The organism is Paenibacillus sp. GYB004 (genome assembly GCF_036577605.1).
Classification (GTDB): Bacteria; Bacillota; Bacilli; order Paenibacillales; family NBRC-103111; genus Paenibacillus_AB; species Paenibacillus_AB oceani.
Genome location: NZ_JARBDB010000063.1, coordinates 48,904 through 72,715, shown reverse-complemented (window position 1 = coordinate 72,715; position 23,812 = coordinate 48,904). Strand labels below are relative to the sequence as shown.

The following is a 23,812-nucleotide window of genomic DNA, read 5'->3' as shown; positions in this document are numbered from 1 at the left end:
CCCGGCGATCCGTCCCGCCGCTTCCCCATTCTAGGTTAAATAAAGCCTCCTGCTCACTTCAAAGTGAACCGGGAGGCTTTTCGTGTGCTTACCGGCTGAAAATCTGAATCCCTTCCATCTTGGACAAATAAAGCTTCATATTTTGCCGGATCTCCTCCAGCTCGGAATACGTCACATTCAGGGCGGTGTGATAGCTGAATGTCGGGAACGTTTCCCGGAATATAAAGAAGCGGTCGGGCTGCTTCACATGAACCGGTCCGTTCCATTCCGCAGCGCTTTTCAGACTGGGAAGGCTGAGCGTGTTTTGACGCAGCTGGAGCTGGGCTTGGTGGGACAGCATGAAGTCGATAAACGTTTGGGCTGCCTGTTTATGCTTGGAATGTTTGTTAATAGCCAATCCGATCGTGATCACCATCGTTTTGGGAGTTCCCTGATACGGCAGCGGCGAGATATCGTACGAGAAATCGACGTCTTCGATCATGTTGAGAAAGAAGTACGAGGTTAAAATCATCGATACCTTCTGCTGGCGGAACAGCATATCCACATCGTGGTCGTTTTCCGACAGGAACGGCGGGAATACTTCCTCGCTCAGATCGATCAGCGTATGAAAGCTTTCCTTCAGCGAAGCGCTGTCGAGCTCCAGATTGTTGTTGCCGTCTCCCCGGCCGCGGTTGAAGACGACATTATTTTGCAGCAGGAAGACCGGCCACCGGTTGTCGGACAAGAGATGGAAGAAGAAGCCGTACCTGTTCGTGCCGGCCGACAATTGGTGGGCCGCTTTTTTGACCGTATCCCAAGTCCAGCTGCTATCCGGCTCCGGAACCCGACTCTCGGTAAAGTGATCTTTATTGTAGCAAAGAATAACCGGCGAGAACATGAAGGGCTGCACATATAACGTTCCGTCAAACGTAAAAGGCTCCGTTAGTACCGGATATATGCCTTCCTTGGCGATTAAAGGCTCCAGCATGTCAGGCGGGCCGTCCGGATTGACGAACAGCTCGACATTATAGTTATTGATGGCCATAACATCGATATGGTCGGATTCCATGTAGTCCTTCATAGTCGGTTTCGTATGGTAATAAGGCATAGGAATCATGTTGATCCGGATCAACGGATGCTGCTTGTGGAATTCCTCGACCAAGTCAAAGATCCGGGCTTCCTGGATCAGGGACGGGTAGTATCCGAATTTAAGGGTAATCCCTGTAGGAGCTTTGCGGACGCGGTTGCCGACCCGCGGAATTTTCTCGATAAAGTTGTCGGAAGCGAGCAGGTCCAAGCCTTTGCGCACGGAGTTTTTGCTCAGTTGAAACCGTTCGGCAATATCGCTCTCGGAAGGCAGATAGCTTCCTTCTTCCCATATGTTTGTAATGATCTCATTTCGCAACGTGATCATCATTTCCTCATAGCGGCTCCTGAACGTAGAACGCTTCGGCTTTGAATTCATCTCCAAGCACCCCGATTGCATAGTGATCCAACAACAGCTAATTATATCATAAAGTCAGGAGTCCCCATATTGATCCAGAACTGTTAAGGAAGTTGCAAGGCGTTTCAATTGCCGTTGACAGTTTCTTTTAACTGTGATTATAATCTGTTATGAACCAGATAAGCAACATGTAATTCTCGAATGTTTAAATTGTGACCAAGAAATTAGCAGAAAACCATTCGAAGTAAGGAGGGTTGAGTACGTAAGGATTGTTTGAATTGTTTTTAGTTTACTTATCTGAATCATATATAAATCTATAATTATATATGGTGTTAATGATATGTGGTAGATACAGTAAGAGTTTTTGGAGGTGGTATACAGTTTATACAGAAAAGATAAGCGCGGTCATAACCGCAGCGATAGGTGCACGGCGCACAAGCCGGGCAGTCTCGGTATGTAAATGAATAGCTGCAGAAAGGAGCATTACGGAATGAACGTTAAACGTTTGTTTGTGTCCCTGCTTATTTGGAGTCTTCTCTTATGCACTCCTATGTATGCGTTTGCACAAAGCGCTTCCGATCCGGCATCGGCTGTAATCCGCCTGGAGGCTGATGGGACCTCGATAACGGAGGGAGACCGGGTTACGGTTCGTATCGTCGCCCGCAATGCGGTTGATCTGTACGGAGTACAGGTTGCGGTGAGGTACGATTCGTCCAAGCTGGATGTCCATCAAGTAAGCCCGCAAGGAGGTTACAACGATTTTGGCGGCAAGCAAGTTCTTCAAACGGAAGGGAAGATTATGCTGCCTCTGCTGCGCGAAGGCGCTTCCTCCCCCGATTCGGCAGCATCTTCCCTAACGATCGCAGTGCTGGATTTCACTGCTCGTAATGCCGGTACGGCGGAGCTGTCCATCGATACCGTCAAAGCCGTCACAAGCGAGAGTTACATACATGCAAGCGGATACAAAGATCTGAAGGAGCTCGCGGTCGTTCCCGGAGGGAAATGGACGCTGCATATCGGAAGCTCCTCATCGTCTTCTGAAGATACTGCAGCGCCTCCCGCGGCGTCCGTTCCGCCGGTCCGGCCGGATGTCCGGCAAAGCCTGCAGGACTTGGAGAAAAAGCTGGACGCGGGCAATCCCGAGCAAGCTCTGGCCCAATTGTCGGCGTTGTTCTCTGGCGGCGCAGGTTCGTATTCGCCTGCGGAGGTGAAGCAGCTGGAGAAGCTGGCAGGCCAGCTGCAACAGCAGCTGCGAACTAGCGTGAAGACAACTGCAGATCCGTCGACCCAATCGATGATGCTTGATAACGATTCTTTAGCGAAAGCTGTACGGGCTTTGCAGCAGCTTTCCGAGCTGGCGGCAAGCAACAAATTGGACTTGCCGACGGAGGCGAGTCTTCCGATCCGGCTTGCCGATGGCAGCTCTCCGGGGCTGCTTGTGTCCCCCGAGCAAGCCAAGCAGCTGGAAGGCGGCCAAGTATCGCTGCTGCTGGAGAACGGGCGGGGGGCGGCCTTTATATCGTATCAGGCTCTGGCTGATGATAAAGGAACGCTTCTCCAGTTCCGCGAAGCCGGTGAGCAAGCCGGTCGGCAGGCCGATGCGCAATTAAACTTCGTTTCCGGACTGAACGTGCAAATCTCGACGATCGAAGACGGGAAACCGGTTGCTGTTACACGTACGGCCGGGCAGCTGCGTCTGACGCTGAATTACGACGAGTCCAGCCCGCAAGCGCATAAGTTGGGCGTATATGTATGGAACGAAGCGGCCTCCTCATGGGAATATGTGCGGAAGGCTAAGCCGAACGACGGCAAGTTTGAGGTTGCGGTCGATCAGCCGGGCGTCTATGCCCTTATGGAGTTTGAGGCGGATTACAAGGATATCGGGAACGTGTATAACGAAGCAAGGCATGCCATCGAGGCGCTCGCGGCCAAACACTATATGTTCGGAACCGGGGAAGCGGAGTTCGCTCCTTCCAGAGAGATGACGAGAGCCGAGTTTGTCGCTTTGCTGGTACGGATTTTAGATTTGGATTCGGCTGCCCCGCATGCAGGCTCCTATAGCGACGTTGCGGCTGACGCTTGGTACGCGGGCATAATCCATGCCGCCCGACAAGCCGGAATCGTGCATGGCGACGGCGTGAACTTCGATCCGGACGGCAAGCTGACGCGCGAACAGATGGCGGTACTGCTGGTCAACTCCGGACTGGTGGTAGCAGTCGGCGCGGCAACGGACACATTTGCCGATGACGAATCGATCAGCGATTGGGCGAAAGAGGCGGTGTATGCGGCAAGGGCGAGCGGCCTGATTCAGGGCGTCGGCGACAACACCCTTTCTCCGAAAGCAAGCGCGAACCGCGCGGACGTTGCCGTACTTTTGCTGCGGTTGATTGAACAACGATAAGGAGTGAGTCTATTGAGCACATTGCGAAAAAGGATATCGGTCCTTGCGGTTATGGCTCTGTTGGCGGCTGTATTCGCAGGCTTGCCTCTCCCCGGGATCGTCGCGGCGGACCCGTCTCAACCGGGCATAGTCGCGATGGTGAATCCCGGCTTCGAGGACGAGATCGGACAGGACGGCAAAATTCCCGGCTGGAATGCGAATTACACCGTTAAAGACGATGTGTACGGCAAAGTTACGCACAGCGTCTACGGTACGGTCTCCAAAAGCGGCGGCAAAAGCTTGAACCTGTTCGACAATTCGAATAAGCATACGGTTGAGCTTGTGAGCGATAAATACCCGGTGATCCCGGGCAACGAATATACGCTCAGCGCATGGATCAATCCGAACGAACCGCAAGGGAGGAAGGACGGCTCCATAGGCGGCACGATTCAGCTTCGCTTCTACGATGCGAACAACAACGAGCTGACCGGAAACCGGGTTGCGAACAACTATAACAGTCCAAGCGGAATCGGTAAATTTACGCAAATTTTGGTCAAGAGCAACGTGGTGCCGGCTGAAGCGAAATATGTGTCCGTCGCAGTCCTGATTACGGCCTATTGGACCGGCAATACGTATTTCGACGATTTCGAGCTGAAATATACAACCACGACGCCGACGCTGCCGCCGGAGGATTTGTCGGAGAAGGTGATTTCCTCCAACGGTCTGAAAGAGGTTGTGAGCATTCCGGTTCCGAACGCCGGATTTGAGAGAGGGATGACCGGCAGCGGAGCTGTCGACGGATGGAGAAACTGGGCCGCGCCGAGTGAAACCGTCAAGTTCGAGCTGTCTTCTGCCGTGAAGTATTCGGGCAGCGCAAGTCTCAAGCTTACGGACACGCAAAACAATAACGGCGTCACGATGGAAAGCCAGCCGCTCCCGGTGAAACCAGGCGTGGAATATACGGCTTCTGTGAGGATGTACGTGGAAAGTACCCCGGCGCCGACGGGCGGCGCGACGTTCCTGCTGCGCTTTTTCGACGATAAGGACAAACAGACGGGACCGGATACTTTGCAGCATCTGAAATCGCCGTTAAACGAATGGTTCAAGGTGGAGCTGAAAGGAGTTGCTCCGGCGAGCGCCAAGCACGCCAAACTATTCGCCCTTGTTAACAACGCCTATATGGCAGTCGCTTATTACGACGATATGTTGTTTACTTACGAACGGGATCTGATGCAGCTGGATATAACGTCTGCCGAATACGCTGTCAAAGACCGGACCTTCACCGCACGTCTCGGCTCCAAGTACGCCGAATCGCTGACGGCGGCCGAGCTGAACGTGGCGTTTGACGCCACGAAGCTCCAGGTTGTGGAAGCGGCGGTTCATCCTGATTTTGGAACAAGCGGCAATACGACGCTGACGTGGGAAGTGGATGGAGACCTGCTCACTGTCCGCGCTTCCAGAACGGATAACGGCGTCGTCAACGGACATATCGGCCTTGTGACGGTTACCTTCAAGGCGTTAAGCGGACAAGGCAATACGGTGCTTTCCCTGAAAGCGAACTCCGTATTGAAATCGCTCAAGGGCGGAACGGTGGAGGACAAGACGTTCCCCGGCGACGTAAAAGCAAGAACGACGCTGCTCCCTCATCTTGAAGATGTGAACCATGACGGCGTTGTCAATCTGGTCGATCTTCTGCTGGCGGCAAAAAGTGTGAACGCAGGCTTGGACGGCATGACAAAATATTACGATCTGAACGGCGACGGGAAGATTGATACGGCCGATATCGACATTCTCGCCAAAGCGCTGGCCGCGAACTAGCGCCGGATGAAGGGTGGGCATGAAGATGACATTTTCAACGGGAGGTTTAAGATGCGGAACATACGAAATAAATGGATCGCGATTGCCGTGTTTTGCTGCTTGCTCGTCTCTGCCGTTTTCCCGGCCGTACCGGCGGGAGCAAGCCCGGGCGGTGATTCGGAGGTGACGTTCAAAGGGAGAATCTTCGGAGAGCCGGAGAAAATCGCCACACCGATTACGAAGGCGGGTTTATCGGGGGCGGTCGTCGGCGTGGAGGACGGCCAGCCGGTGTTCTACACGACGGTGAACGCCGAACTCGCTTCGTTCCAGATCGTCGACATCAAGACGAATACGCTGCTTCGCAGTTTCCCGATGCCGGGCGTTCAGCAGGCTTGGGCACATGTTATCGCTCCTGACGGGACAGTGTATATCGGCGGAATCCGGACGTCGGGGCAGACGAGAGGGATCTTGTGGACATATTCTCCGGTAACGAAGGAGCTTGTAGAGCTCGGCGAGCCGATCCCGGGCGAGAAATCGATCTGGTCGTTGACGGTCGACGACAAGGGCAACGTCTACGGAGGCACGTTCCAGAGCGGCCGGGTGTTCAAATACGATCCCGTCGCCAAGACGTTTACCGACTACGGAACGATGACGGCCGGACAGGAATATGTCCGCTCGCTCGCCTATCATGACGGATATATTTATGCCGGAATTGGTACCGTCGGCGATGTCGTGAAGCTGGGCGTTACGGAGGCTACTCAAGGCTACAAGGCGAGCATTGCCGCCGATGTGCCCGGGCTGCTCGGCGTTACCGCGGCGCAAGTGCCTTTCGCTTACGATATGGCGGTGGCCGGGGATCTGCTGCTGGTGAAGTTTCAAGGCGATCTGTACAAGATGCTGATCTATGATCTGAGAAATGAAGCGTGGCTTCCGCATGTAATCGATAAAGACACGGCAAACGGCGGAACAGGCGTCGGCGTATTCAACTTCGCCCAATTGGCCGCCATCCGGGATAACAAGCTGTACATTCCGGCCAACGGTTACTTGACCGAGCTCGATCTGACGACTTTCCAGACGACCCCGCTTATCAAATACGGGACTTCGCTGAGAGGGGCGGCCTGGGTCCAATTCGACCAGTTGCCCGGGTACCCGGGACAGTCGCTCGTCTCGATGAAAGGCAACGGCGAGATTGCGGTCTTTAACGTAGACGCCAAGACGGTATACAGCATGCCTTCTGCACTGGTCGGCGCTCCGAACCCGATTCATAATATCGAGGTCGGGCCGGACGGCAATTTGTATATGTCGGCTTATCCGGCGGGGGTAGGCGCCGTCTATGATCCGCGTACGGGCACAACCAAAAATTTAATAATGGAGCAAGCCGAAGGCATGGTGGCCTACGGCACGGATATGTACCTGGGGCTTTACCCGGGCGGTCATGTATACAAGATCGATACGACCCGCAGCACTCCGGTCGCTTCGGAGGTATTCACCATCGGCGAGGCCCAGGACCGCCCCTATATCATGAAAACGATGGGCGATAAAATTATGACCGGCACGATTCCAGGTTATGGCGAGCTTGGCGGCGCGCTGACGATCTTCGATCCGGCTTCGGGTCAGGTTAAGGTGCACCGCAATATCGTCCAAAACCAAAGTATCGTCGGTCTTGCTTACAAAGACGGCTACATTTACGGATCCACTACGATACATGGAGGTCTCGGCACGACCGCTACCGAACGCTCGGCGAAAATGTTCGTATGGGACGTCGCGAACGAGCGTAAAGTAACCGAATTCACCCTGGATATTCCGGGGCTTAGCAATCCGCCGATGATCAGCGGCTTGTCCGTAGGCCCGGACGGCAACATCTGGGGCGGGGTGAACGGCATTTTGTTCAAGATGGACCCGGAATCGTATGACATTTTGAATTATAAAAATATGTATCCCGATATCGCGAACTACGGCATGTGGCGCCCTTATCATCCTTACTGGGGCAAGGACGGCCTGCTGTACATGGACTTGGCGGACCGCATTACCGTGATTGACCCGAAGACGCTGGACTTTGTACGCCTGTTCCCTCAGAGTATGGAGGTCAAATTTATGGCGCTTGCCGCGGATGCGGACGGCCGGGAACAGATTTATTTCGCCGATGCTACGGATATGGGCAGCCTGCAGCGCATTCAAGTATCCGATGTGCAGTACGAGCATGCGGGCAAGCTGAAGTGGAACGGGGCCGTGTCCGCACAGCAAAACGAGACGGTTACGGTCCGTTTGGAGCTGGATCAAGCGAATGAACTGTACGGCTTCAAAGCCAAGCTTGCGATCGATCCCGACCAGTGGACGGTCGAAAGCATTACGGGCTCGGACAGCTGGATAACGGATGGATACTTGACCTGGTCGGCAAGCGGCAGCAGCGTTACCATCGTCGGGACGCAATTGGGCAGCCAAGGTGTTAGCGGCAGCAAGGCTGTGGCGGAGATCAGGTTAACGGCCAAGAAAAATCACGTGAACACGAAGCTGCTCCTGCTCGGCGAGTCGGAAACGATCCGCATCGACGGCGATGTGACCGGGGTGACGTTTCGTCAGGGCACAGACACCGCATGGCCGATCCGAATCGGGGACGTTTACGAAGAGGATATGAATCAGGACGGGACCGTCGATACGGCTGACTTGATCGAGCTTGCCCGGCAGATCGGGGCCGGAATCAACGATACCAATCGTCATATGGATCTCAACCGTGACAACAAGATTGATATAACCGATCTCGGTCTGGTTGGATTGAAAGTGTATAGATCTTCGTGAGCATCGCAGGGGAAGATGAAGATTGCTGAGCCAGTCTCCCTAATCCCTGCAAATTTAGACACCCTGCGAGGTGTCTTTTTGTTTGGATGTAAATTTGAATAAAGTAGCTTAAGAGTTGCAATCGGAGATGATATACTGAATATAGGATGTAATACGGAGGTGTTTACAATGCGATGGGAAGAGGTTCAGGAGCGTTTTCCTAATGAGTGGGTCGTTCTTGAGGCAACCAAGGCTTACTCAAAGGAGGGGCAACGATTTATTGAAGAGATGGCTGTCATTGATTCTTTCGACGATTCTGTGAAAGCCTTAAAAAGATACAGTGAGTTGCATAAAAAGGATCCTCATCGGGAGTATTGTTTTTTTCATACATCCCGTTCTGAAGTGGTAGCAAATGAACGCTACGTAGGTGTCAGGGGGCCGAGATAAATATAATAGAATGTTATGGACTTCCGTTTGTAAGTATTGTTATAGAATTCAGGGGGAAGATGCTGAGTCTGGAGAAGGTCCTGATTGACACCGGGTCTGCAAGCACACTTTTAAATGCGGATATCGTTGGAAAGATAGATATGATTCCTGAAAAAGATGATGTAGTTGATACAATTAGAGGCGTGGGTGGTGTCGAGTATGTGTACACCAAGTCCGTTGATGCCGTTATAATCGGAGAAGCTATAGTTAAAAACTTTCAAGTCGAAATTGGTAGTATGGATTATGGTATGGACATTCACGGAATAATAGTAGGTGGTGATATCTACGACGCCAAAGCTTCATTTGTAATCTTCTCGATATCGATCGGCGATCGGGAACCCTCTCTAACCATGTCGGGCAAAATATGCTGCAGAAAATAGTCCACGCAATGGAGCTTGATTCCTTTAATTTTAATTAGAGCACTGCGATACATCACAATAAACTCTTTCTCCGTATTGCCCCGCTGCATCTCGGCAAACGCTTCATAGATCTGATCCATCTTATCCGCCACTTCCAGAATTTGTCCTTCCACCGAATCGTCCTTGCCTTCGCGCAGCTGTCTGCGGAAGATCGGCTTGAACTCCTCCGGAATATGCTCGTTGATGAAATGGGCGACCATGCCTTCCTCCACCTGCTGCAGCATGGCCCGAAGCTCCAGCGAATAATGCTTCACAGGCGTCTTGATATCGCCGATAAAAATTTCGCCGTAGTCGTGGCTGCTCGTGACTTCATAGAGCTTTTTCCAATCCACCGTGACGCCGTTGCTTTCTTCGATATCCGCGAGCGTTTTGGCGTACTGTACGACTTTCCAGGAGTGGGCCGATACGCTATGCTCCTGAAACTTGAACTTGCCCGGGCAGCGAATAATCCGTTCCAGATCGGTTAACGATTGAAAATACGTATGAATGCCCATAGGTCTGAATTCCTTTCTTCGATGAGAGTATATAACTCGGCTGCTTAGCTTCACTATAACCCCTGATTGTTAAGGGAGAATAAACTCAAACGAAATCTAGTCGAGAATGCTTCCTCCCATAATAAACCGGTTGTTCAGTTGCCTCCAGGTCAACGGTCCGATATGGACGCCTCCGCTGTTTTTGGAAGGAGAGTGGATGATCTTCCCGTTCCCCATATAGATGCCGACGTGAGTAACGATCCGATCGGCCGGTTTCAAATTTTTGTAGTCGGCGGCCTTGTTGCCTCTGTAGCTGGTAAAAAACATTAAATCGCCGCGTTTGGCCTCCTTTAAGGAGGTGTACGTTTTTTTGGAGAAGGCGTTCACATAAGCCGCTTGACTTCTCGAATCCCACGGCAAGTCCATCCCGAGCGAAGTTAGAAACACCCAGCGCGTAAAATCGGAACAGTCGAACGTGGAGGGCTCGGTCCGGTCGGAACCGTACAAGTAAGGAGTGCCAATATACGACTCGGCGATTTTAAGGAGCTGTTCCACATGGTTCCCGGGCCCCGGGGATGTGGAAGGTTTCGGGTGCTGCCGGATGAGCGGGAATCCATTCGGGTCCACCAGCGGTTGACGGTTCGGTTCTGCGATAGCGAGACTCCGCAGGCGATGCTCTTTGAACTGCTGCTCGACCCCCAGATCGCCGAAGTACAAATCGGGATCGTCCGCTTGCTCTTCCGAACGAATGATCGGAGCAGGTTCGGCAACGGAGCGGGGGCGCACCTCCCGATTGGCCGAGCATGCGGACAGGAGTACCAAGCTGCACCCTAGTCCGATCGCGAGCGTCTGAACCCATAGCTTTTTCTTCATCCTCATCCCTCCTGGTCGTCGTCATATGGCTTTAGAATGTCAATTTTGGCTTTTTTTGATTCAGGCGGATCGTAGAAGGGGAAGTGTAGCTTGAAGGCCGATCTGCTAAAATGAAACATAGAAATCCATGAAAAAAAGAAATCGATGAGAGGGCGATTCATTATGCGCATGCAACTGATGGACGAGCTAATCGATGCTTACTTGGATAGTGATTTCGATCATCCGTATTATTTGGATTTGCAGACCGGAGAAGTTATCCTGGACCTGGATGAGGCGGATACAGGGGTACCGGGAATTGATTGGGATGATGAAGCAAGCGAAGGACGGTATGTGAATATTCCGAAAATCGGTTCGAGAGAAGCGTATGCGGTGATGACCAAGTTTGCCCAGACTACGGAATCGGACCCGGACAACCTGCTGCTCGCCGCCCTTGACAGGAACAGGCCTTTCCGGGGATTCAAGGATACGCTGTACGATTTGAATCTGTGGGACCCGTGGAATCAATTCGAGCAGAGGCTGGCAGAGGAAGCCATCCGGAAGTGGTTAGAAAAAGAGGGCTTGGATTACGAAAAATTGAATTTAAAGTATACAAGCGAATGATTCCAAGTATCGGACTTGTGGGTGGGGGAGTTGTTTTGGAATCGTCAAGAACTGCAAAAGAAAGTTCGTCATACCGTGCGTCAATTGGTGTAGAGGAGCTGACTGGAAGGGAGGCATCTGCGGCGGATGACCAGGCGGCGCAATATGGGAAAAGCCAGCTGCACCTCTCAAACTAGTGGCGGAATTGAGGCTGTCGATTCAATGTGGACAACCTGTTTGAGCAGAAGAAGGTAACTTTTCACTTGGAACGGCCTGCTATCCCTTCTACACAATGAATCGACGGCCTCGAATTATTCCATAGTTACATCATAGCGTTGGCGGAGCAATCGACTAACAGAAAAGAGTATACAAATGTGTGCCGGGTCATCCGCATGCTTCACCAAGCAGCCGGCAGCGAAGCGGCTCAAAACATGACGAAGCTGCTGCTGGAGACCTATCCCAGAAGACCGGCTTTTCGGGATGAGTTGTTAAGCCTGGTCAAGCCGTAAGCGAATAAGTTTAGTTTGCACAAAGAGCACCTGCAGAAGGTGCTCTTTGTCCGTTCCAACGCTTATACAGGGCACGGCAGTCCGGTTTATTTCACGGCCCCCCTTTTCGCCTTGGAGCAGGCCAGGCAGTAATGTCTCCCGTAAGCTCTGCCGTAGGCTACGATCTTATTGATGGTATGCCGCTGCTTAAGCTTGGTGAACGGACAGGGGTCGGGCCGGGTATTCACCTCCAGGATCCACGGAGTGAGGTTGCGATCGATGGCGATATCGAGTCCAAGCTCGTTCATGGCCGGATAGGTGCGGCTGAACTGGGCGGCGGTCAAACGGGCGATCCGGTTCATCTTGCGCAGCAGTCCCGCGGTTTTTCCGTCTCTTGCATGCGGCTTAAGCAGATCGGCTGCCGGATAAATCGTGCTCCCCTGACTCCCGTTCGTAACCACCTTCCGGGGATGCGCGACGCGTCCGACCGTTCCGGTGGGCTCCCATTTACGGGACGGGTTCTTTTGAATCATGACGCGGAAATCGAACGGGCATTTCTTATAGGTCAGCATATGAATCCCTTGTTGGACCAAATAACGCTTGCCTCCGATGCGTTTCGAGACGGACCGGAAAAGCTCCTCATAGGTCCGAAACGTAAAAAGCTGGACGCCTCTTTGATACCGGTACGCAGATTCGCGTTTCTCTACCCGCATGACCCCGATGCCGAGCGAACCGCGATCCGGCTTTACGTATACCATGCGATAACGCTCCAGCATACGAAGCAGACCGCTTCGTGTGAACGGGCAGGTGGCGGGGATATGTTTGGCAAGCTCCGGGTGATGAAGCAGCAGGTTTGTTTTCAGCAGCTTGCTTGTAACGATACTTTGGGAATGTTTCATAGGCGGTTTCCTCCTTTCAAGCGGATTCGGGCGGAAAGCTTGGTTCCGGGTTCTCTACAGCATACGGGGCTGCACGGTATAGGTGATAGCCGGATTCGCCGGGAGCTATTCCTTTTTTGGTTTGGAACGAACGTGTATGGGCGGCCGGCATATGTTATAGGAACCGGGGGAAAAGGGGACGCGATGCCCGCCCGGTCAAGCAGCGGAGGAGGGGAAGGCGCATGGAGCGGCTCACAAGCCGTCAGGCGATCGAGAAGATGGCGCAGCGTTTTGCCTGGTACTTTCCTTTGCTCGGCTACCGGCAGGTGGAGGAGGCGAAGGACCCAGCCTGGGAGAGCTTGCCCTTGATGACGGCATCCGTGCTGGAGACCCATTATTATTCGGACCGCAATCCTCTTGCCGGGCGTGAAGGAGTACACGGTTATCAGACATCCGGCACCAGCTCCGGCCGGCGCAAATCGATCTATTACTCCGAGCCCGACGAGGAGCACTATATCCGCATCAAGATGGACGTGTTCCGGACGATTCTGGGTTCGTCCCGTTACCGGACGGCTATGGCCGATATGGGGACGGGGCATGCCGAAGCGACGGCGGTGGACGTGTTTCGTCGCCTGGGAATGGAAGTGGAATCGGTGTCGTTTCGGCTGCCGGTCGAGCGGCATATCGAGCGGTTATCGGCTTTCAAGCCGGAAGTGCTGTATACGATGCCGTCGATTCTGGACCGCATCCTTTATGCTTCCGAAGATCCGGCGTCATATGGGATTCGCCATGTGATTCTGGTCGGGGAGATTGCTTCCCCGGCGTGGATCAAGCGGACAGCCGACCGGCTGGGGATCGGCAAGGCTTGTATAACCGATACGTACGGCTCCATCGAAATCGGTACGATCGCTTACTTCTCCCATGAGCACGGACGGTATTTGCTGGCGGATGGACTTATGGCGGAAGGACTGCGTCCGGAAGAGATCGGAGCGGATCTGGAGCCGCTGACGGACGAGGAGGAGCGGGTGCTCGTGCTGACTTCGACGGTTCGGGAAGCGTTTCCCGCCGTACGTTATGTCACGTACGACGTTGTGCGCGATCTGCGCCCGATATGGGCGGACGGCTGTTGGCGCCAAAGCTTCCGTAGTATTGTGAAACGGATCGGTCCGGACCTGAAGCATGGTGAGAAAATCAGCATCTACGATATAGAAAGCGTCGTATTCCGGCATTTGGAACAAGCGGGCGTTCGGGTCAAGGTGGCGGGCAACGCTCTGATCGTATATATTCATGGGCCGCAACCGTCGGCGGAGCAATTGGATTACATCCGGCACGATCTGGAGAATCGGATTCCGGAGATCGGGGCGATGATCCGCTCCGGCCTTCTGGATCGGATTCAGGTGCTGGGCGGCGTTTTTGAAGACGAAGCCTACCGCGGCACCGTCAAAAACAAAAAAATCGTTTACGAGTGAAGAAGGGATGCAAGTGGAACTCGAGGGTGGAATAGCCGATGCGATTGGCGGCACTCCGTTAATACGGTTCAAACGTCTTTTCGCCGATGTGCCGTTTCAGGTGTTCGGAAAGCTGGAGTGGATGAACCCCGGGGGCAGCTCCAAAGACAGACCCGCACTGCATATGCTGCGCGAGGCGGTACGCCGCGGAGAAGTTACCGGCGATACGGTTGTCGTAGAATCAAGCTCGGGCAATCTGGCGATCAGTCTTGCTCAATTGTGCGGTTATTTGGGGCTGCGGTTTATATGCGTGATCGATCCCCGCACGACCGAGCAGCATAAACGAATCATCCGTTGTTTCGGCGGGGAGATCGATCTGGTCGACAAGCCTGATGAAGAGACGGGCGAATATTTGCCGGCGCGCATCCGGAGAGTCGGCGAGCTGCTTCGGCAGCTGCCTCATGCTTATTGGACGAATCAGTACGGGAACCCGGATAACTATGCGGCCCATCAGGAAACGACGATGAGGGAGATCGGGGAACGTCTCGGCGAGATCGATTATTTATTTTGCGGGGTCAGCTCCTGCGGCACGATACGGGGATGCCGGGAGTATGTCCGCAGCCGGGGATGGGCCACGAAGATCGTAGCGGTCGACGCTGCCGGGAGCGTTATTTTTGGCGGGGAGAAAGGCAACCGGAGATTGCCGGGGCTGGGAGCGGGGGTAACACCTCATCTTTACCGGCCGGACGTAGCCGATCATGTCCAATATGTATCGGATATCGATTGTATTCAAGGCTGCCGGGATTTGGTCCGGTACGAGTCGATTTTGGCGGGAGCTTCGTCCGGGGGCGTCATTTCCGCTATATGGCAAATGGCTGACCGCATATCCGAAGGGGCCGTCTGTGCGGCTATATTGCCGGACCGGGGAGAGCGGTACTTGGACACCGTGTACGATGACGAATGGGTGCGGCGGGAGCTTTCGTACGATCCGGTACCTGCATCGCAGGGGGCTAACGCATGATTTATTTACATGACGGTCATATCCGCGGGATCGGGATCGACTGGGGGAAGCTGACGGAGATCGTGGAAGAGATAATCCGGTTAAAGGACGCCGGGGATTGCGTACACCCGCTGAAGCCGTACTTGCGTTTCCGGGAGCCGCAAAACCGGATGATCGCGATGCCGGCTTTCGTCGGCGGAAGTGTCTCTATGGCGGGAATCAAATGGATCGCCAGCTTTCCGGACAATCCTCGTACCGGACTGCCCAGAGCTCACAATACGATTATTCTAAATGATCCGGCTACCGGCGAGCCTGTCGCTTTTCTGCATAGCGGTTTGCTGAACGGATTCAGAACAGCCGCAGTTAGCGGACTCATGCTTAGAGCGTACATCGCGGCGAGACATCCGGCGAAGCTGAGAGTCGGGATTGTCGGATGGGGGCCGATCGGGCGTCTTCATTTGGACATGTGCGTTTCTTTATTAGGAGATCGGCTGGAGCGGGTAACCTTGTACGATCTGAAAGGAATCGACCGGGCAACCGTACCCGGGGCGGTTCGCGGTATAACCGACATAGCCGACGATTGGCGGCCGGTGTATCACGGCTCCGATGTTTTCGCTACATGTACGGTATCCGCCCAGCGGTATATCGACGAGGCGCCGCCGGAAGGGGCGCTGCTGCTGAACATCTCTCTTCGAGACTATAAGCCGGAAAGCGTAGCCCGGGCGAAAGGAATCGTAGTGGACGACTGGCGGGAAGTATGCCGGGAGAATACCGACGTGGAGCAGCTGTTTCTTCATCAAGGCCTGCAGGAGTCGGACGTCCTTACGTTCGCGGACGTTATCTGCCGGGAAGGGCTTCACTCGCTCGCTGCAGAGGAGCCGGTGTTTTTTAACCCGATGGGGCTCGCCGTGTTCGATATCGGGATCGCCGGTTATTACCTGCGGGAGGCGCTGCGCCTGGGGAAAGGAATCAGCTTGCCGAACGGGTAGTTGGAGATCGTAGTCGTTCGCACTCCAGGTTACTTCGCAAAACCGTATTTCCTCGATCCCATATAGGGCACGAACGTACCATGGGCATTCCACTCTCCGGAGCGGAATGCCTTTGCTGTTCTAAATGCCGCGTTACTTTGAAACCGGTTGCAAAATTTGCCGCTTGATCGGCCTTCGGTCACGGCGTAAGCCGCTGTATGTACTCTTTCGGAGAGCAGCGGTTATACCGTTTGAACAGCTCGTAGAAATGCGTCATATTGCTGATGCCGACTTTCTCGGCGATTTCCGTTATGTTAACGCTTTCGGTCAATAGCAGTCTTTCCGCTTTTCTGACTCTTTGCATGTTGACGTATTCGACAAACGATACGCCGATGACCTTCTTGAAATATTTGGAGAAATAATGATAGCTCATGTTCGTCATTTTGCTGATCGTCTCCATCTCGATTTTGTCGGATAGATGCTTGTCGACATAATCGAAGACCGGGTGCAGATTATAGGCGGACGGAGGCTCATTCCAATTTTCGACATTATTAGGCTCGCTTCGGACAATGGTAAGCAGCAGCCGCTTCACATGAAGGTCGATTGCGATTTCGTATCCTCTGCGTCTGCTCTCCATTTCCCGGTGAATGCACGTTATGGCATCGCCTATATCCGACTTCAACTGGGGATCGGTCTGAAGCCAATCGTTGTATCGGCTGAGCGGACCGTCGATTTCATAAAATGTCCGGTAATACAGCATGACGGAGGGATCGGAATAAGCGTGCATATCGAAATGCAAAATGAGGTACACGACTTTCTCCGACAGCACCGACCAGGTGACATGCGGCTGGGAGGCGCCGATCAGCAGGACGTCTCCGGGCTCCAGGGTGAATACGCGTTCCTGCACGCGCATCTGAAGCACACCTTCCTGAATGTACAAAAATTCGAGCTCCCGGTGGTAGTGCCACTTCCTTTGCAACGGCTCCCTGACTTTCATATGCTGTAAAGTTTTGATCCGCAGCATATTGTCCTGATAGTAGATCGGCTCATCGTACATCTTCATCGCACGCCCCTTGCTGAACAAAAATCGTTATAAATCGGATAAATGGGGACATACAGCCATTATTTTGGGGCTCTTATAATTAGGTATACGGTCATTATAAGGCAGGCGGAGAAGCCGGGCAACCTTATATGACCGCATCGGGCAAGCCAATTCCATAGGAGGGGTTCATCTATGAAAAAGAAAACGATACGCAGAAGGAGCATCGTCGCTCCGTTGCTGCTGACGCTCGTGTTGTCGGCGTGCGGAGGCGGACAACAAGCGGCGGCGCCGGAGGGAAGCGCTCCGCAGGGCAGCACTCCGCAGGAGGGGACGCAGCCGAAAGTGCCGGCCGAGCCGGTACCGATTACGGTGTACAGCAACAACAAAATGACGGAGGAAGCGTTTAACAAGCAATACGGCGACGCCATCCGCAGCAAGTTCCCGAACGTCAAACTGACCTTTACGTCCGATGTTCTGAAGGATACGATCGCCGCCAAAGTGCCGATTGACATTATGTTTGGCTCGATCGGAACCTTTTTTACCCACCTCTATGATTTCGAGCTGCAGTACGATTTGAGCGAACTGGCGAAGTCGCGCGGCTACTCGTTCGATAAGCTGGAGCCGACTATGGTCGATCTTCAGCGGAAGCTGGGCGGCGGGAAATTGTACGGCTTGCCGGTATGGACGGCGACATCGGGGCTGTTCTACAACAAAGATCTGTTCGACAAGTTCGGCCAGCCGTATCCGAAGGACGGGATGACATGGGAAGAGTTGGCGAGCTTGTCCAAGGCGATGACCCGTGTCGAGGGCGGCATCCAGTATTACGGTTACGTCACCTCGCCTGGCGCCCAGATGTCGACGAACCAACTGGGGCTTGATCCGGTCGATCCGAAGACGATGAAAGCGAACTTGACCGCCGAGCCCTGGAAGCAATTTATGCAAAATATCGTCGATGTGTATAAGGCGGCGGGCTTGACCTATACGAAGGATGAACTGGACATTGCAAAGAGCCGCAATTTCTTCGAGAAAGAGTCGCGGGCGGCGATGTATACGAATTTCACGGGCGGCACTCCTCCTGAGACGATGAACTGGGACGTCGTGCAAGTGCCTTCCTTGCCGAATGCGCCGGGGGTCGGCCCGCAGCCGTACCCGAACTATTGGTATGTCGCGTCCATCAGCAAGCAGAAGGAAACGGCTTTCGATATCATCGCGTTCCTCACCTCGGAGCAGTTTCAGATTCCGCATAACCGGGCCGGGTATGCGACCGTGCTGAAGGACCCGGAAATCAAAAAGCAGTACGGACAAGATATGCCCAAGTTCCAGGGGAAAAACGTGTCGGCGATGTTCCCGAAGAAGTCCTCCGCTCCGATGAACTATACGCCTTTCGCCAATGACGCACAGGTGGAATTTCAGAATGCGTTCCTCAGCCACATGCTGGGAGAGAAAGACTTGAACACGGCGCTTCGCGATGCGGCGGAACAGCTGGACAAAAAAATTCGCGAGAAGACGAAGTAAGCACGGCGGACAACTAAAGGAGAACGATACATTAGACAGATAGTGGAGCGGGGAACCCAATGAAATCGTACCAGTTTGTTTATAGTTCGAGTTCAAAAAGTCCGGTTTTCAGCACCGAGAAGATGGGATGAAGCTAGGAAATGAGGAGCGGAACGTAGTGGAGCTTTGTGAGGACTGGAAGTTCCGGCTGAATTCCATATTCGATGTCGAGCAGGCTTCCTGATCTGCTTCGTGATCAAAAGTGGACTTTTTGAACAACCCCTTATAAGGACAGGTGAACAACCTTGCGCGGAATAATAGGGCGGGCAATGAGAAAACGGGTGGCAATCGGCCTAATCCTGCTGCTTTTTGTATCGGGACTTCCCGTCATGCCGGGCTTCGGCGGAGCGGAGACAGCTTCGGCGTCATGGGCGAGCTTGCCCAATGCCGGATTCGAAGACACGGCGGCGGGCAAGCCGCAGCACTGGACGGCTTCCGGGATCGCGGAGTCCTCTGCGGAGCAGGTGCACACCGGCTTGCGGAGCGTGAAGCTGACCGATCCGAGCAACGTCACATCGGCACGGTTGCGCAGTGCGAAGCTGCCGGTGCAAGCCGGGCAGCCGTATGAAGCGTTGGTATATTCCTACAATATACAAGGGACGTCCGCTTTGTTCGTGGAGTTTTGGGATGTCGGCGGCAATTTGCTGACAGTCCCCTACGAAAGCAATACGACATTGGACCGTTGGAAGGAGATTAAGGTATATGGGCAAGTTCCGGAGACAGCCGTGGAAGTTAGCTTGCGGCTTTATCTTCATCAAACGAATGTCGGCTCCGCGTATTTTGACGATGCCGCCTTCCGCATCATGAACGTGTCCGATCCGCTGCAAAACGGAGACTTGGAACTGGTATCGGACGGGTTGCCGATCCATTGGAGATTGGCGGCGGGAGAAGGGTATTCGACCAGCGAAAAAGCATATAGCGGCACGAATAGCGTAAAGCTAGTCGATTCCAGCAATGCCTCGTCCGTCAGTTTGCGCAGCAACCGGATGAAGATCGTCCCCGGACAGAGATATGAAGCGAGTGTTCAATCGTTTAATGTACAGGGCACTTCTCAGCTGTATATCGAGTTTTGGGACGCGGGGAGCACGCTGCTCGCTACGTTCCCGGCTTCGAACACGACACTGAGCCAGTGGAGCGAAATCCAGACTAGCGGGGCGGCGCCGAACGGGGCGGTTTACGCGAGCTTGCGGCTTTATTTGCATGTGGGCAACGTGGGCACCGCGTATTTCGACGATGCGGCGTTCCGCGCCGTTCCGAACGACCTGCATCGGGACTTGATGAACGGAGCGTTCGAGCTTGTGACGGGCGGCAAGCCCAATCATTGGGACGAGACGGGGGGCGGCATCGCGGTCTCGAACAGCGTCGTGCATGGAGGCATGAACAGCGTACAACTTACGGACACCGGTTCTTCCAATCAAGCCGCGCTGCGCAGCCATCTTGTTCCGGTCGAAGCGGGAGCGGATTATAAGGCGGGTGTATTCGCGAACGCCGCTTCGGGGGCGGCCGAGCTGAGGCTCGAATTTTGGGACGCGAACATGAATGCTCTCCTTAGCTTTCCGTCGGAGAGCGCCGCGCTTCATCTATGGGAGGAACTGACTGCCGAAGGAACGGCGCCGGAGAGCGCGGCTTACGCCAGCTTGCAGCTCGGCATCGGTCGGGATCAGGCGGGCGTCGCTTACTTCGACGATGCTTCGCTCAGGAGGAACAGCCCGGTCGCGGGCAGCAAGACAAGAGCTACCTATTATACGCCGGATAAGATTGCCGCAGCACGGAGCAACGTTCAGCAATACGCATGGGCGGCCACTTTACGCGACGACGCCGTGGCGAAAGCCGACCGTTACTTGTCGGGCGGGCTTGAATTTCTGTGGAACTCCGTTCCGGCCCAGACGCTGCCGCGCAGCTACGGAGTGAATCAGCAGCTCGGCAGTCCGATTACCGGCAGAGCGATCGACCAGTACGGCAATTATCCTTATACGGCCGACCCGGTTCAGCAGCCATGGAAAATCGTTGACCCCAGCAGCGGCTATACGTTCCCGACGAACGACTTCGGGGCTTATTATACCAGCGGGCTCGATGAACACGGGGTGTTTCGGCCTGAACTGGCCGATCGCGGTCTGCTGGTTAATACGCTGTATCCGGAGAAAGGGGCGGGATGGGGCGTCGATGACGGCTTCGGCTGGGTGGACGAGCAAGGCAATCGCTATACGTTTATCGCTTATTACGTGCATTGGTTTTTGTGGTACAAAACGGGAATGATTCAGGATGCGTTGGCCGCATTCAAGGATGCTTACCTGTATACCGGCGATATGAAGTATGCCCGGGCCGGGACGATTATGCTGGATCGGATTGCGGACGTATACCCCGAGCTGGACGTATCGGTTTACAACCGGACGCTGTATCTGAACTCGCATGGCGGGACGGGCCGCGGCAAGGCGGTCGGCTCCATCTGGGAGACGGAGCTGGTCAAAGAGTTTATCGGCGCCTATGACGCCTTCTATCCGGCAGCGGGCGATCCGCAAACCGTCGCTTTCCTGGGTGCGAAGTCGCAGATGTACCGGCTGACCAATCCGAAGAGCAGCGGCGGCGATATCCGGCGCAATATCGAAGACAATATCGTCAAGCAAGTGTATCCTTCCGTCAAGTCGGCGAATATTCATGGCAACGACGGGATGCATCAGAGCGCTCTGGCGATGGCCGCCGTCGTCTACGACACTTTGCCGCACACGAAAGAGTGGCTCGATTTTACGTTCCGGTCGGGCGGTCTGCTGACGAATCCGTATCGGGTAACCGGCGGGAACATCTGGAACTCGCTCGTCTCGAACGTGGACCGGGACGGCAGCGGGAATGAGGCGGCTCCGGGTTACAATGCGCTGTGGTTATCCCGGCATCAGCTTACGGCAGACCTGTTGGACGGATACGATCTGTACCAGGCCGGGGATTTGTATCAAAACGTCAAGTTTCGCAAAATGTTTTCCGCGCTGTATCCGCTTACGTTGAGTGAAGCCTACACGGCCAATATCGGCGACTCGGGTTATACCGGCAACCCGGGAATTAGCGTCAAGCTGTCCGATATGGTCAAGGCGTTCGATCGGTTCGGAGACCCGGTGTTTGCCCAAATGGCTTATTTTCTCAATTACAATCGCGCCGACGGGATTCATAAGGATGTGTTCTCGAATAATCCGGAGCAGGTGAGCGATCAGATCCGCGGCGTCATCGCCGAGCACGGGCCGCTTGATTTGAAGAGCAGCCATTTAAGCGGCTACGGGTTTGCCGCTTTGCGCGACGGGCAAAGCCATAACCAGCGGTTCGGCATACCGTACGAGTTTCCGTTCATGCCCGTGACGGCGGGCAATACGCCGCACAAGCTGTTTGCGGAATCGGGCACGGTCCAGTTGGAAGCGTCCGCTCCGGGAGCGACAATCACATTCGGCTTCCAGGTGCCCGCGACGGACGAATACGATATCGATCTGCTTCCGTTCAAGGCGGCAACGTACGGCATCTACCGCATCTCGATCGACGGGCAGCCGGTGAAGGAACTGGACTTCTACGGAGGCCGCACGGATGATTTCGAGACCATCGTCAGGATGACGCTGACGGCGGGGACGCACCATATTACATTTGAAAGCATCGGCAAAAACCCGGCGGCCGGCAACTACAAGATGGGCGTCCGCACGCTCAGTTTGCTAGACGAGCAAGCCCGCGCCTTGCGGGATCAGGCGAATGCGCAAGGCAATACGCTGCGCGATTTCTGGATGTATTACGGACGGACGAGCGGACACGGACACCGGGACGCGCTGAATGTGGGCGTTCATGCCTTCGGTCTCGACCTGGCTCCGGATCTGGGCTATCCCGAATTCGCCGACAACCTCGATAAGCATCGGCACCAATGGGTGAACAATACGATCAGCCACAACACCGTAGTTGTCGACCAAAGGAAGCAGGAAGCGCAGTGGGTAGCCGATCCGAAACATTTCGACGACACGGAGCGCGTCAAGCTGATTGATGTGGAAGCGCCCGACGCGTACCCTCAGACGGATCTGTACAAACGGACGACGGTCATGATTCAGGTGTACGACACAGCTTCGTATGCCGTCGACTTTTTCCGGGTGAGTGGCGGCAACGACCACCATTTCAGCTTCCATGGGGCCGAAGGGACGGTCGCTACGGAAGGGCTTGCGATGGTCGGACAGCCGACCGGAACGTATGCGGGACCGAATGTCGGCTATGGCGAACGGGTGGACGACGTCGACGGGCGGGGCTATATGGGCAGCGGATTTCATTATTTGAAAAACGTGTCCCGCGATGCAAATCCGGCAAGTTCGTTCAGTGCGGACTGGGCCGTGGAGGACACCTGGAACGTGCTGTCCGAGCCGGAAGACATTCATCTGCGTCTAACGATGCTTGGTGATCTGGACGAAGTAGCGTTGGCGGACGGAGTGCCGCCGCAAAACAAACCGGGCAATCCCGAGACGCTTCGTTATTTGATCGCCCGCCGAAGCGGGACGAATCTGGACAGTCTGTTCGCCTCCGTCATGGAGCCGTACAAGAACGAGCGATTCATTCACTCGATCGGCAGCGCGGTTGTGCGCCAAGGGGGAGCGATCGTCGATTCGCCTGACGTGAAGGCGGTCAAGGTGGAGCTTGCGGACGGGAGAACCGACTATATCATCTATTCGTTGAACCCGGATACGGAATATACGATCGACGGCAAAATCCGCTTCAAAGGATTCCTCGGCGTGTATTCGGAGTTGGGTGGCGAGCAAGTGTACGGGTACATCCATGACAGCGCCTATATGATCCCGGTGAGCGCGCCGGCTGTTCCGGCTGCCGCGGCCCGGCTGGAAGGGACCGTAGTCGATTTCACGCGCGTACTGTCCGTCAGCAACCATATGGACGTTCAGATGGCGGTATACGGAGGCGGCGTGCCGGATGTGATCGGAAAATGGATATTCGTCGACAACGACGGCGTCCGAAACGCGGCATACGAAATCAAGGATGTGACGCCGCTTGGCGGCTTGTACAGACTGTCCGTGGGCGATGCGACGTTTGTCCGTTCCTACGTCAACGCGGCGGATTTCAGTCAAGGCTTCGTGTATGATATAGCCGCGGGCAGCGCGTTCCGCATCCCGCTTACGGCGCAAACTTACGCGGCAGCGCCTTTCCCTTGATACCAGGCGCGTTCGTAGCCATGGATTAAAGCGGAGCAGCGCTTCGGCATCAACTGCACTT

At 54.5% G+C, this 23,812-nt stretch carries 17 protein-coding genes; 12 read left to right on the top strand and 5 right to left on the bottom strand.

Annotated elements, in window-relative coordinates; genetic code table 11:
• Positions 1-88: 88 nt before the first annotated feature.
• Entirely contained in the window at positions 89-1,396 is a 1,308-nt protein-coding gene (locus tag PV433_RS27840) for an extracellular solute-binding protein (protein WP_332075299.1), read from the bottom strand.
• Positions 1,397-1,913: 517 nt separating this feature from the next.
• Here PV433_RS27840 and PV433_RS27835 point away from each other — a divergent pair.
• The 5 genes from PV433_RS27835 to PV433_RS27815 all read left to right on the top strand — a co-directional run bounded on the left by PV433_RS27835 (position 1,914) and on the right by PV433_RS27815 (position 9,241).
• On the top strand, positions 1,914-3,824 hold the full coding sequence (locus tag PV433_RS27835) for an S-layer homology domain-containing protein (RefSeq protein ID WP_332075298.1): 1,911 nt from the start codon (positions 1,914-1,916) through the stop codon (positions 3,822-3,824).
• Between the two features lie 12 nt (positions 3,825-3,836).
• Positions 3,837-5,621 carry a carbohydrate binding domain-containing protein gene (locus PV433_RS27830; RefSeq protein WP_332075297.1) on the top strand — a complete coding sequence of 595 codons (1,785 nt, stop codon included), beginning with the start codon at positions 3,837-3,839 and terminating at the stop codon, positions 5,619-5,621.
• A 51-nt stretch (positions 5,622-5,672) separates the two neighbouring features.
• Positions 5,673-8,396 (top strand): cohesin domain-containing protein, encoded by a 2,724-nt coding sequence (locus tag PV433_RS27825; RefSeq protein WP_332075296.1) that lies wholly within the window; start codon positions 5,673-5,675, stop codon positions 8,394-8,396.
• Positions 8,397-8,564: 168 nt separating this feature from the next.
• Positions 8,565-8,822: a hypothetical protein gene (locus PV433_RS27820; RefSeq protein ID WP_332075295.1), complete on the top strand. Its 258-nt coding sequence runs from the start codon at positions 8,565-8,567 to the stop codon at positions 8,820-8,822.
• A 59-nt stretch (positions 8,823-8,881) separates the two neighbouring features.
• Entirely contained in the window at positions 8,882-9,241 is a 360-nt protein-coding gene (locus tag PV433_RS27815) for a retropepsin-like aspartic protease (protein WP_332075294.1), read from the top strand.
• Here PV433_RS27815 and PV433_RS27810 read toward each other — a convergent pair.
• Both PV433_RS27810 and PV433_RS27805 read right to left on the bottom strand, forming a co-directional pair.
• Positions 9,145-9,774, bottom strand: coding sequence for a YfbR-like 5'-deoxynucleotidase (locus tag PV433_RS27810; RefSeq protein ID WP_332075293.1), 630 nt, complete (start codon positions 9,772-9,774; stop codon positions 9,145-9,147). The two genes, PV433_RS27815 and PV433_RS27810, sit on opposite strands and share 97 nt — an antisense overlap.
• Positions 9,775-9,870: 96 nt before the next feature.
• Positions 9,871-10,626: a C40 family peptidase gene (locus PV433_RS27805; RefSeq protein ID WP_332075292.1), complete on the bottom strand. Its 756-nt coding sequence runs from the start codon at positions 10,624-10,626 to the stop codon at positions 9,871-9,873.
• A 162-nt stretch (positions 10,627-10,788) separates the two neighbouring features.
• On the opposite strand from PV433_RS27805, the gene PV433_RS27800 reads away from it, so the two are divergent.
• Both PV433_RS27800 and PV433_RS27795 read left to right on the top strand, forming a co-directional pair.
• Positions 10,789-11,226, top strand: a complete 438-nt coding sequence (locus tag PV433_RS27800; RefSeq protein ID WP_332075291.1) for a UPF0158 family protein — start codon at positions 10,789-10,791, stop codon at positions 11,224-11,226.
• A 353-nt stretch (positions 11,227-11,579) separates the two neighbouring features.
• Positions 11,580-11,714: a hypothetical protein gene (locus PV433_RS27795; RefSeq protein ID WP_332075290.1), complete on the top strand. Its 135-nt coding sequence runs from the start codon at positions 11,580-11,582 to the stop codon at positions 11,712-11,714.
• Positions 11,715-11,800: 86 nt separating this feature from the next.
• Here PV433_RS27795 and PV433_RS27790 read toward each other — a convergent pair whose 3' ends face one another.
• The gene (locus PV433_RS27790; protein ID WP_332075289.1) at positions 11,801-12,592 is read right to left on the bottom strand and encodes a YheC/YheD family protein; all 792 of its coding nucleotides are present in this window, start codon (positions 12,590-12,592) and stop codon (positions 11,801-11,803) included.
• Positions 12,593-12,813: 221 nt separating this feature from the next.
• Between PV433_RS27790 and PV433_RS27785 the strand changes: the two genes are divergently transcribed.
• The 3 genes from PV433_RS27785 to PV433_RS27775 are packed head-to-tail and all read left to right on the top strand — an operon-like array spanning position 12,814 to position 16,008.
• Positions 12,814-14,040 (top strand): CoF synthetase, encoded by a 1,227-nt coding sequence (locus tag PV433_RS27785; RefSeq protein WP_332075288.1) that lies wholly within the window; start codon positions 12,814-12,816, stop codon positions 14,038-14,040.
• A gap of 7 nt (positions 14,041-14,047) precedes the next feature.
• A complete protein-coding gene (sbnA, locus tag PV433_RS27780) occupies positions 14,048-15,040 on the top strand; it encodes a 2,3-diaminopropionate biosynthesis protein SbnA (protein WP_332075287.1) in 993 nt (330 codons plus the stop codon).
• Positions 15,037-16,008 (top strand): 2,3-diaminopropionate biosynthesis protein SbnB, encoded by a 972-nt coding sequence (locus PV433_RS27775; protein WP_332075286.1) that lies wholly within the window; start codon positions 15,037-15,039, stop codon positions 16,006-16,008. The genes sbnA and PV433_RS27775 overlap by 4 nt, the downstream gene beginning before the upstream one ends.
• Positions 16,009-16,186: 178 nt before the next feature.
• Here PV433_RS27775 and PV433_RS27770 read toward each other — a convergent pair whose 3' ends face one another.
• Positions 16,187-17,050 (bottom strand): helix-turn-helix transcriptional regulator, encoded by an 864-nt coding sequence (locus PV433_RS27770; RefSeq protein WP_332075285.1) that lies wholly within the window; start codon positions 17,048-17,050, stop codon positions 16,187-16,189.
• 171 nt (positions 17,051-17,221) lie between these two features.
• On the opposite strand from PV433_RS27770, the gene PV433_RS27765 reads away from it, so the two are divergent.
• Positions 17,222-18,544 carry an ABC transporter substrate-binding protein gene (locus PV433_RS27765; RefSeq protein ID WP_332075284.1) on the top strand — a complete coding sequence of 441 codons (1,323 nt, stop codon included), beginning with the start codon at positions 17,222-17,224 and terminating at the stop codon, positions 18,542-18,544.
• A gap of 320 nt (positions 18,545-18,864) precedes the next feature.
• The gene (locus PV433_RS27760) at positions 18,865-23,751 is read left to right on the top strand and encodes a heparinase II/III domain-containing protein (protein ID WP_332075283.1); all 4,887 of its coding nucleotides are present in this window, start codon (positions 18,865-18,867) and stop codon (positions 23,749-23,751) included.
• The last annotated feature ends 61 nt before the right edge of the window (positions 23,752-23,812 follow it).

What these genes read in the sequence shown, in the direction of transcription:
- PV433_RS27800 (WP_332075291.1), top strand. Translation starts at nt 10,789, where the DNA reads ATGCGCATGCAACTGATGGACGAGCTAATCGATGCTTACTTGGATAGT.
- PV433_RS27840 (WP_332075299.1), bottom strand. Translation starts at nt 1,396, where the DNA reads ATGATGATCACGTTGCGAAATGAGATCATTACAAACATATGGGAAGAA.
- PV433_RS27815 (WP_332075294.1), top strand. Translation starts at nt 8,882, where the DNA reads ATGCTGAGTCTGGAGAAGGTCCTGATTGACACCGGGTCTGCAAGCACA.
- PV433_RS27805 (WP_332075292.1), bottom strand. Translation starts at nt 10,626, where the DNA reads ATGAAGAAAAAGCTATGGGTTCAGACGCTCGCGATCGGACTAGGGTGC.
- PV433_RS27825 (WP_332075296.1), top strand. Translation starts at nt 5,673, where the DNA reads ATGCGGAACATACGAAATAAATGGATCGCGATTGCCGTGTTTTGCTGC.
- PV433_RS27765 (WP_332075284.1), top strand. Translation starts at nt 17,222, where the DNA reads ATGAAAAAGAAAACGATACGCAGAAGGAGCATCGTCGCTCCGTTGCTG.
- PV433_RS27770 (WP_332075285.1), bottom strand. Translation starts at nt 17,050, where the DNA reads ATGAAGATGTACGATGAGCCGATCTACTATCAGGACAATATGCTGCGG.
- sbnA (WP_332075287.1), top strand. Translation starts at nt 14,048, where the DNA reads ATGCAAGTGGAACTCGAGGGTGGAATAGCCGATGCGATTGGCGGCACT.
- PV433_RS27785 (WP_332075288.1), top strand. Translation starts at nt 12,814, where the DNA reads ATGGAGCGGCTCACAAGCCGTCAGGCGATCGAGAAGATGGCGCAGCGT.
- PV433_RS27810 (WP_332075293.1), bottom strand. Translation starts at nt 9,774, where the DNA reads ATGGGCATTCATACGTATTTTCAATCGTTAACCGATCTGGAACGGATT.
- PV433_RS27835 (WP_332075298.1), top strand. Translation starts at nt 1,914, where the DNA reads ATGAACGTTAAACGTTTGTTTGTGTCCCTGCTTATTTGGAGTCTTCTC.
- PV433_RS27790 (WP_332075289.1), bottom strand. Translation starts at nt 12,592, where the DNA reads ATGAAACATTCCCAAAGTATCGTTACAAGCAAGCTGCTGAAAACAAAC.
- PV433_RS27775 (WP_332075286.1), top strand. Translation starts at nt 15,037, where the DNA reads ATGATTTATTTACATGACGGTCATATCCGCGGGATCGGGATCGACTGG.
- PV433_RS27820 (WP_332075295.1), top strand. Translation starts at nt 8,565, where the DNA reads ATGCGATGGGAAGAGGTTCAGGAGCGTTTTCCTAATGAGTGGGTCGTT.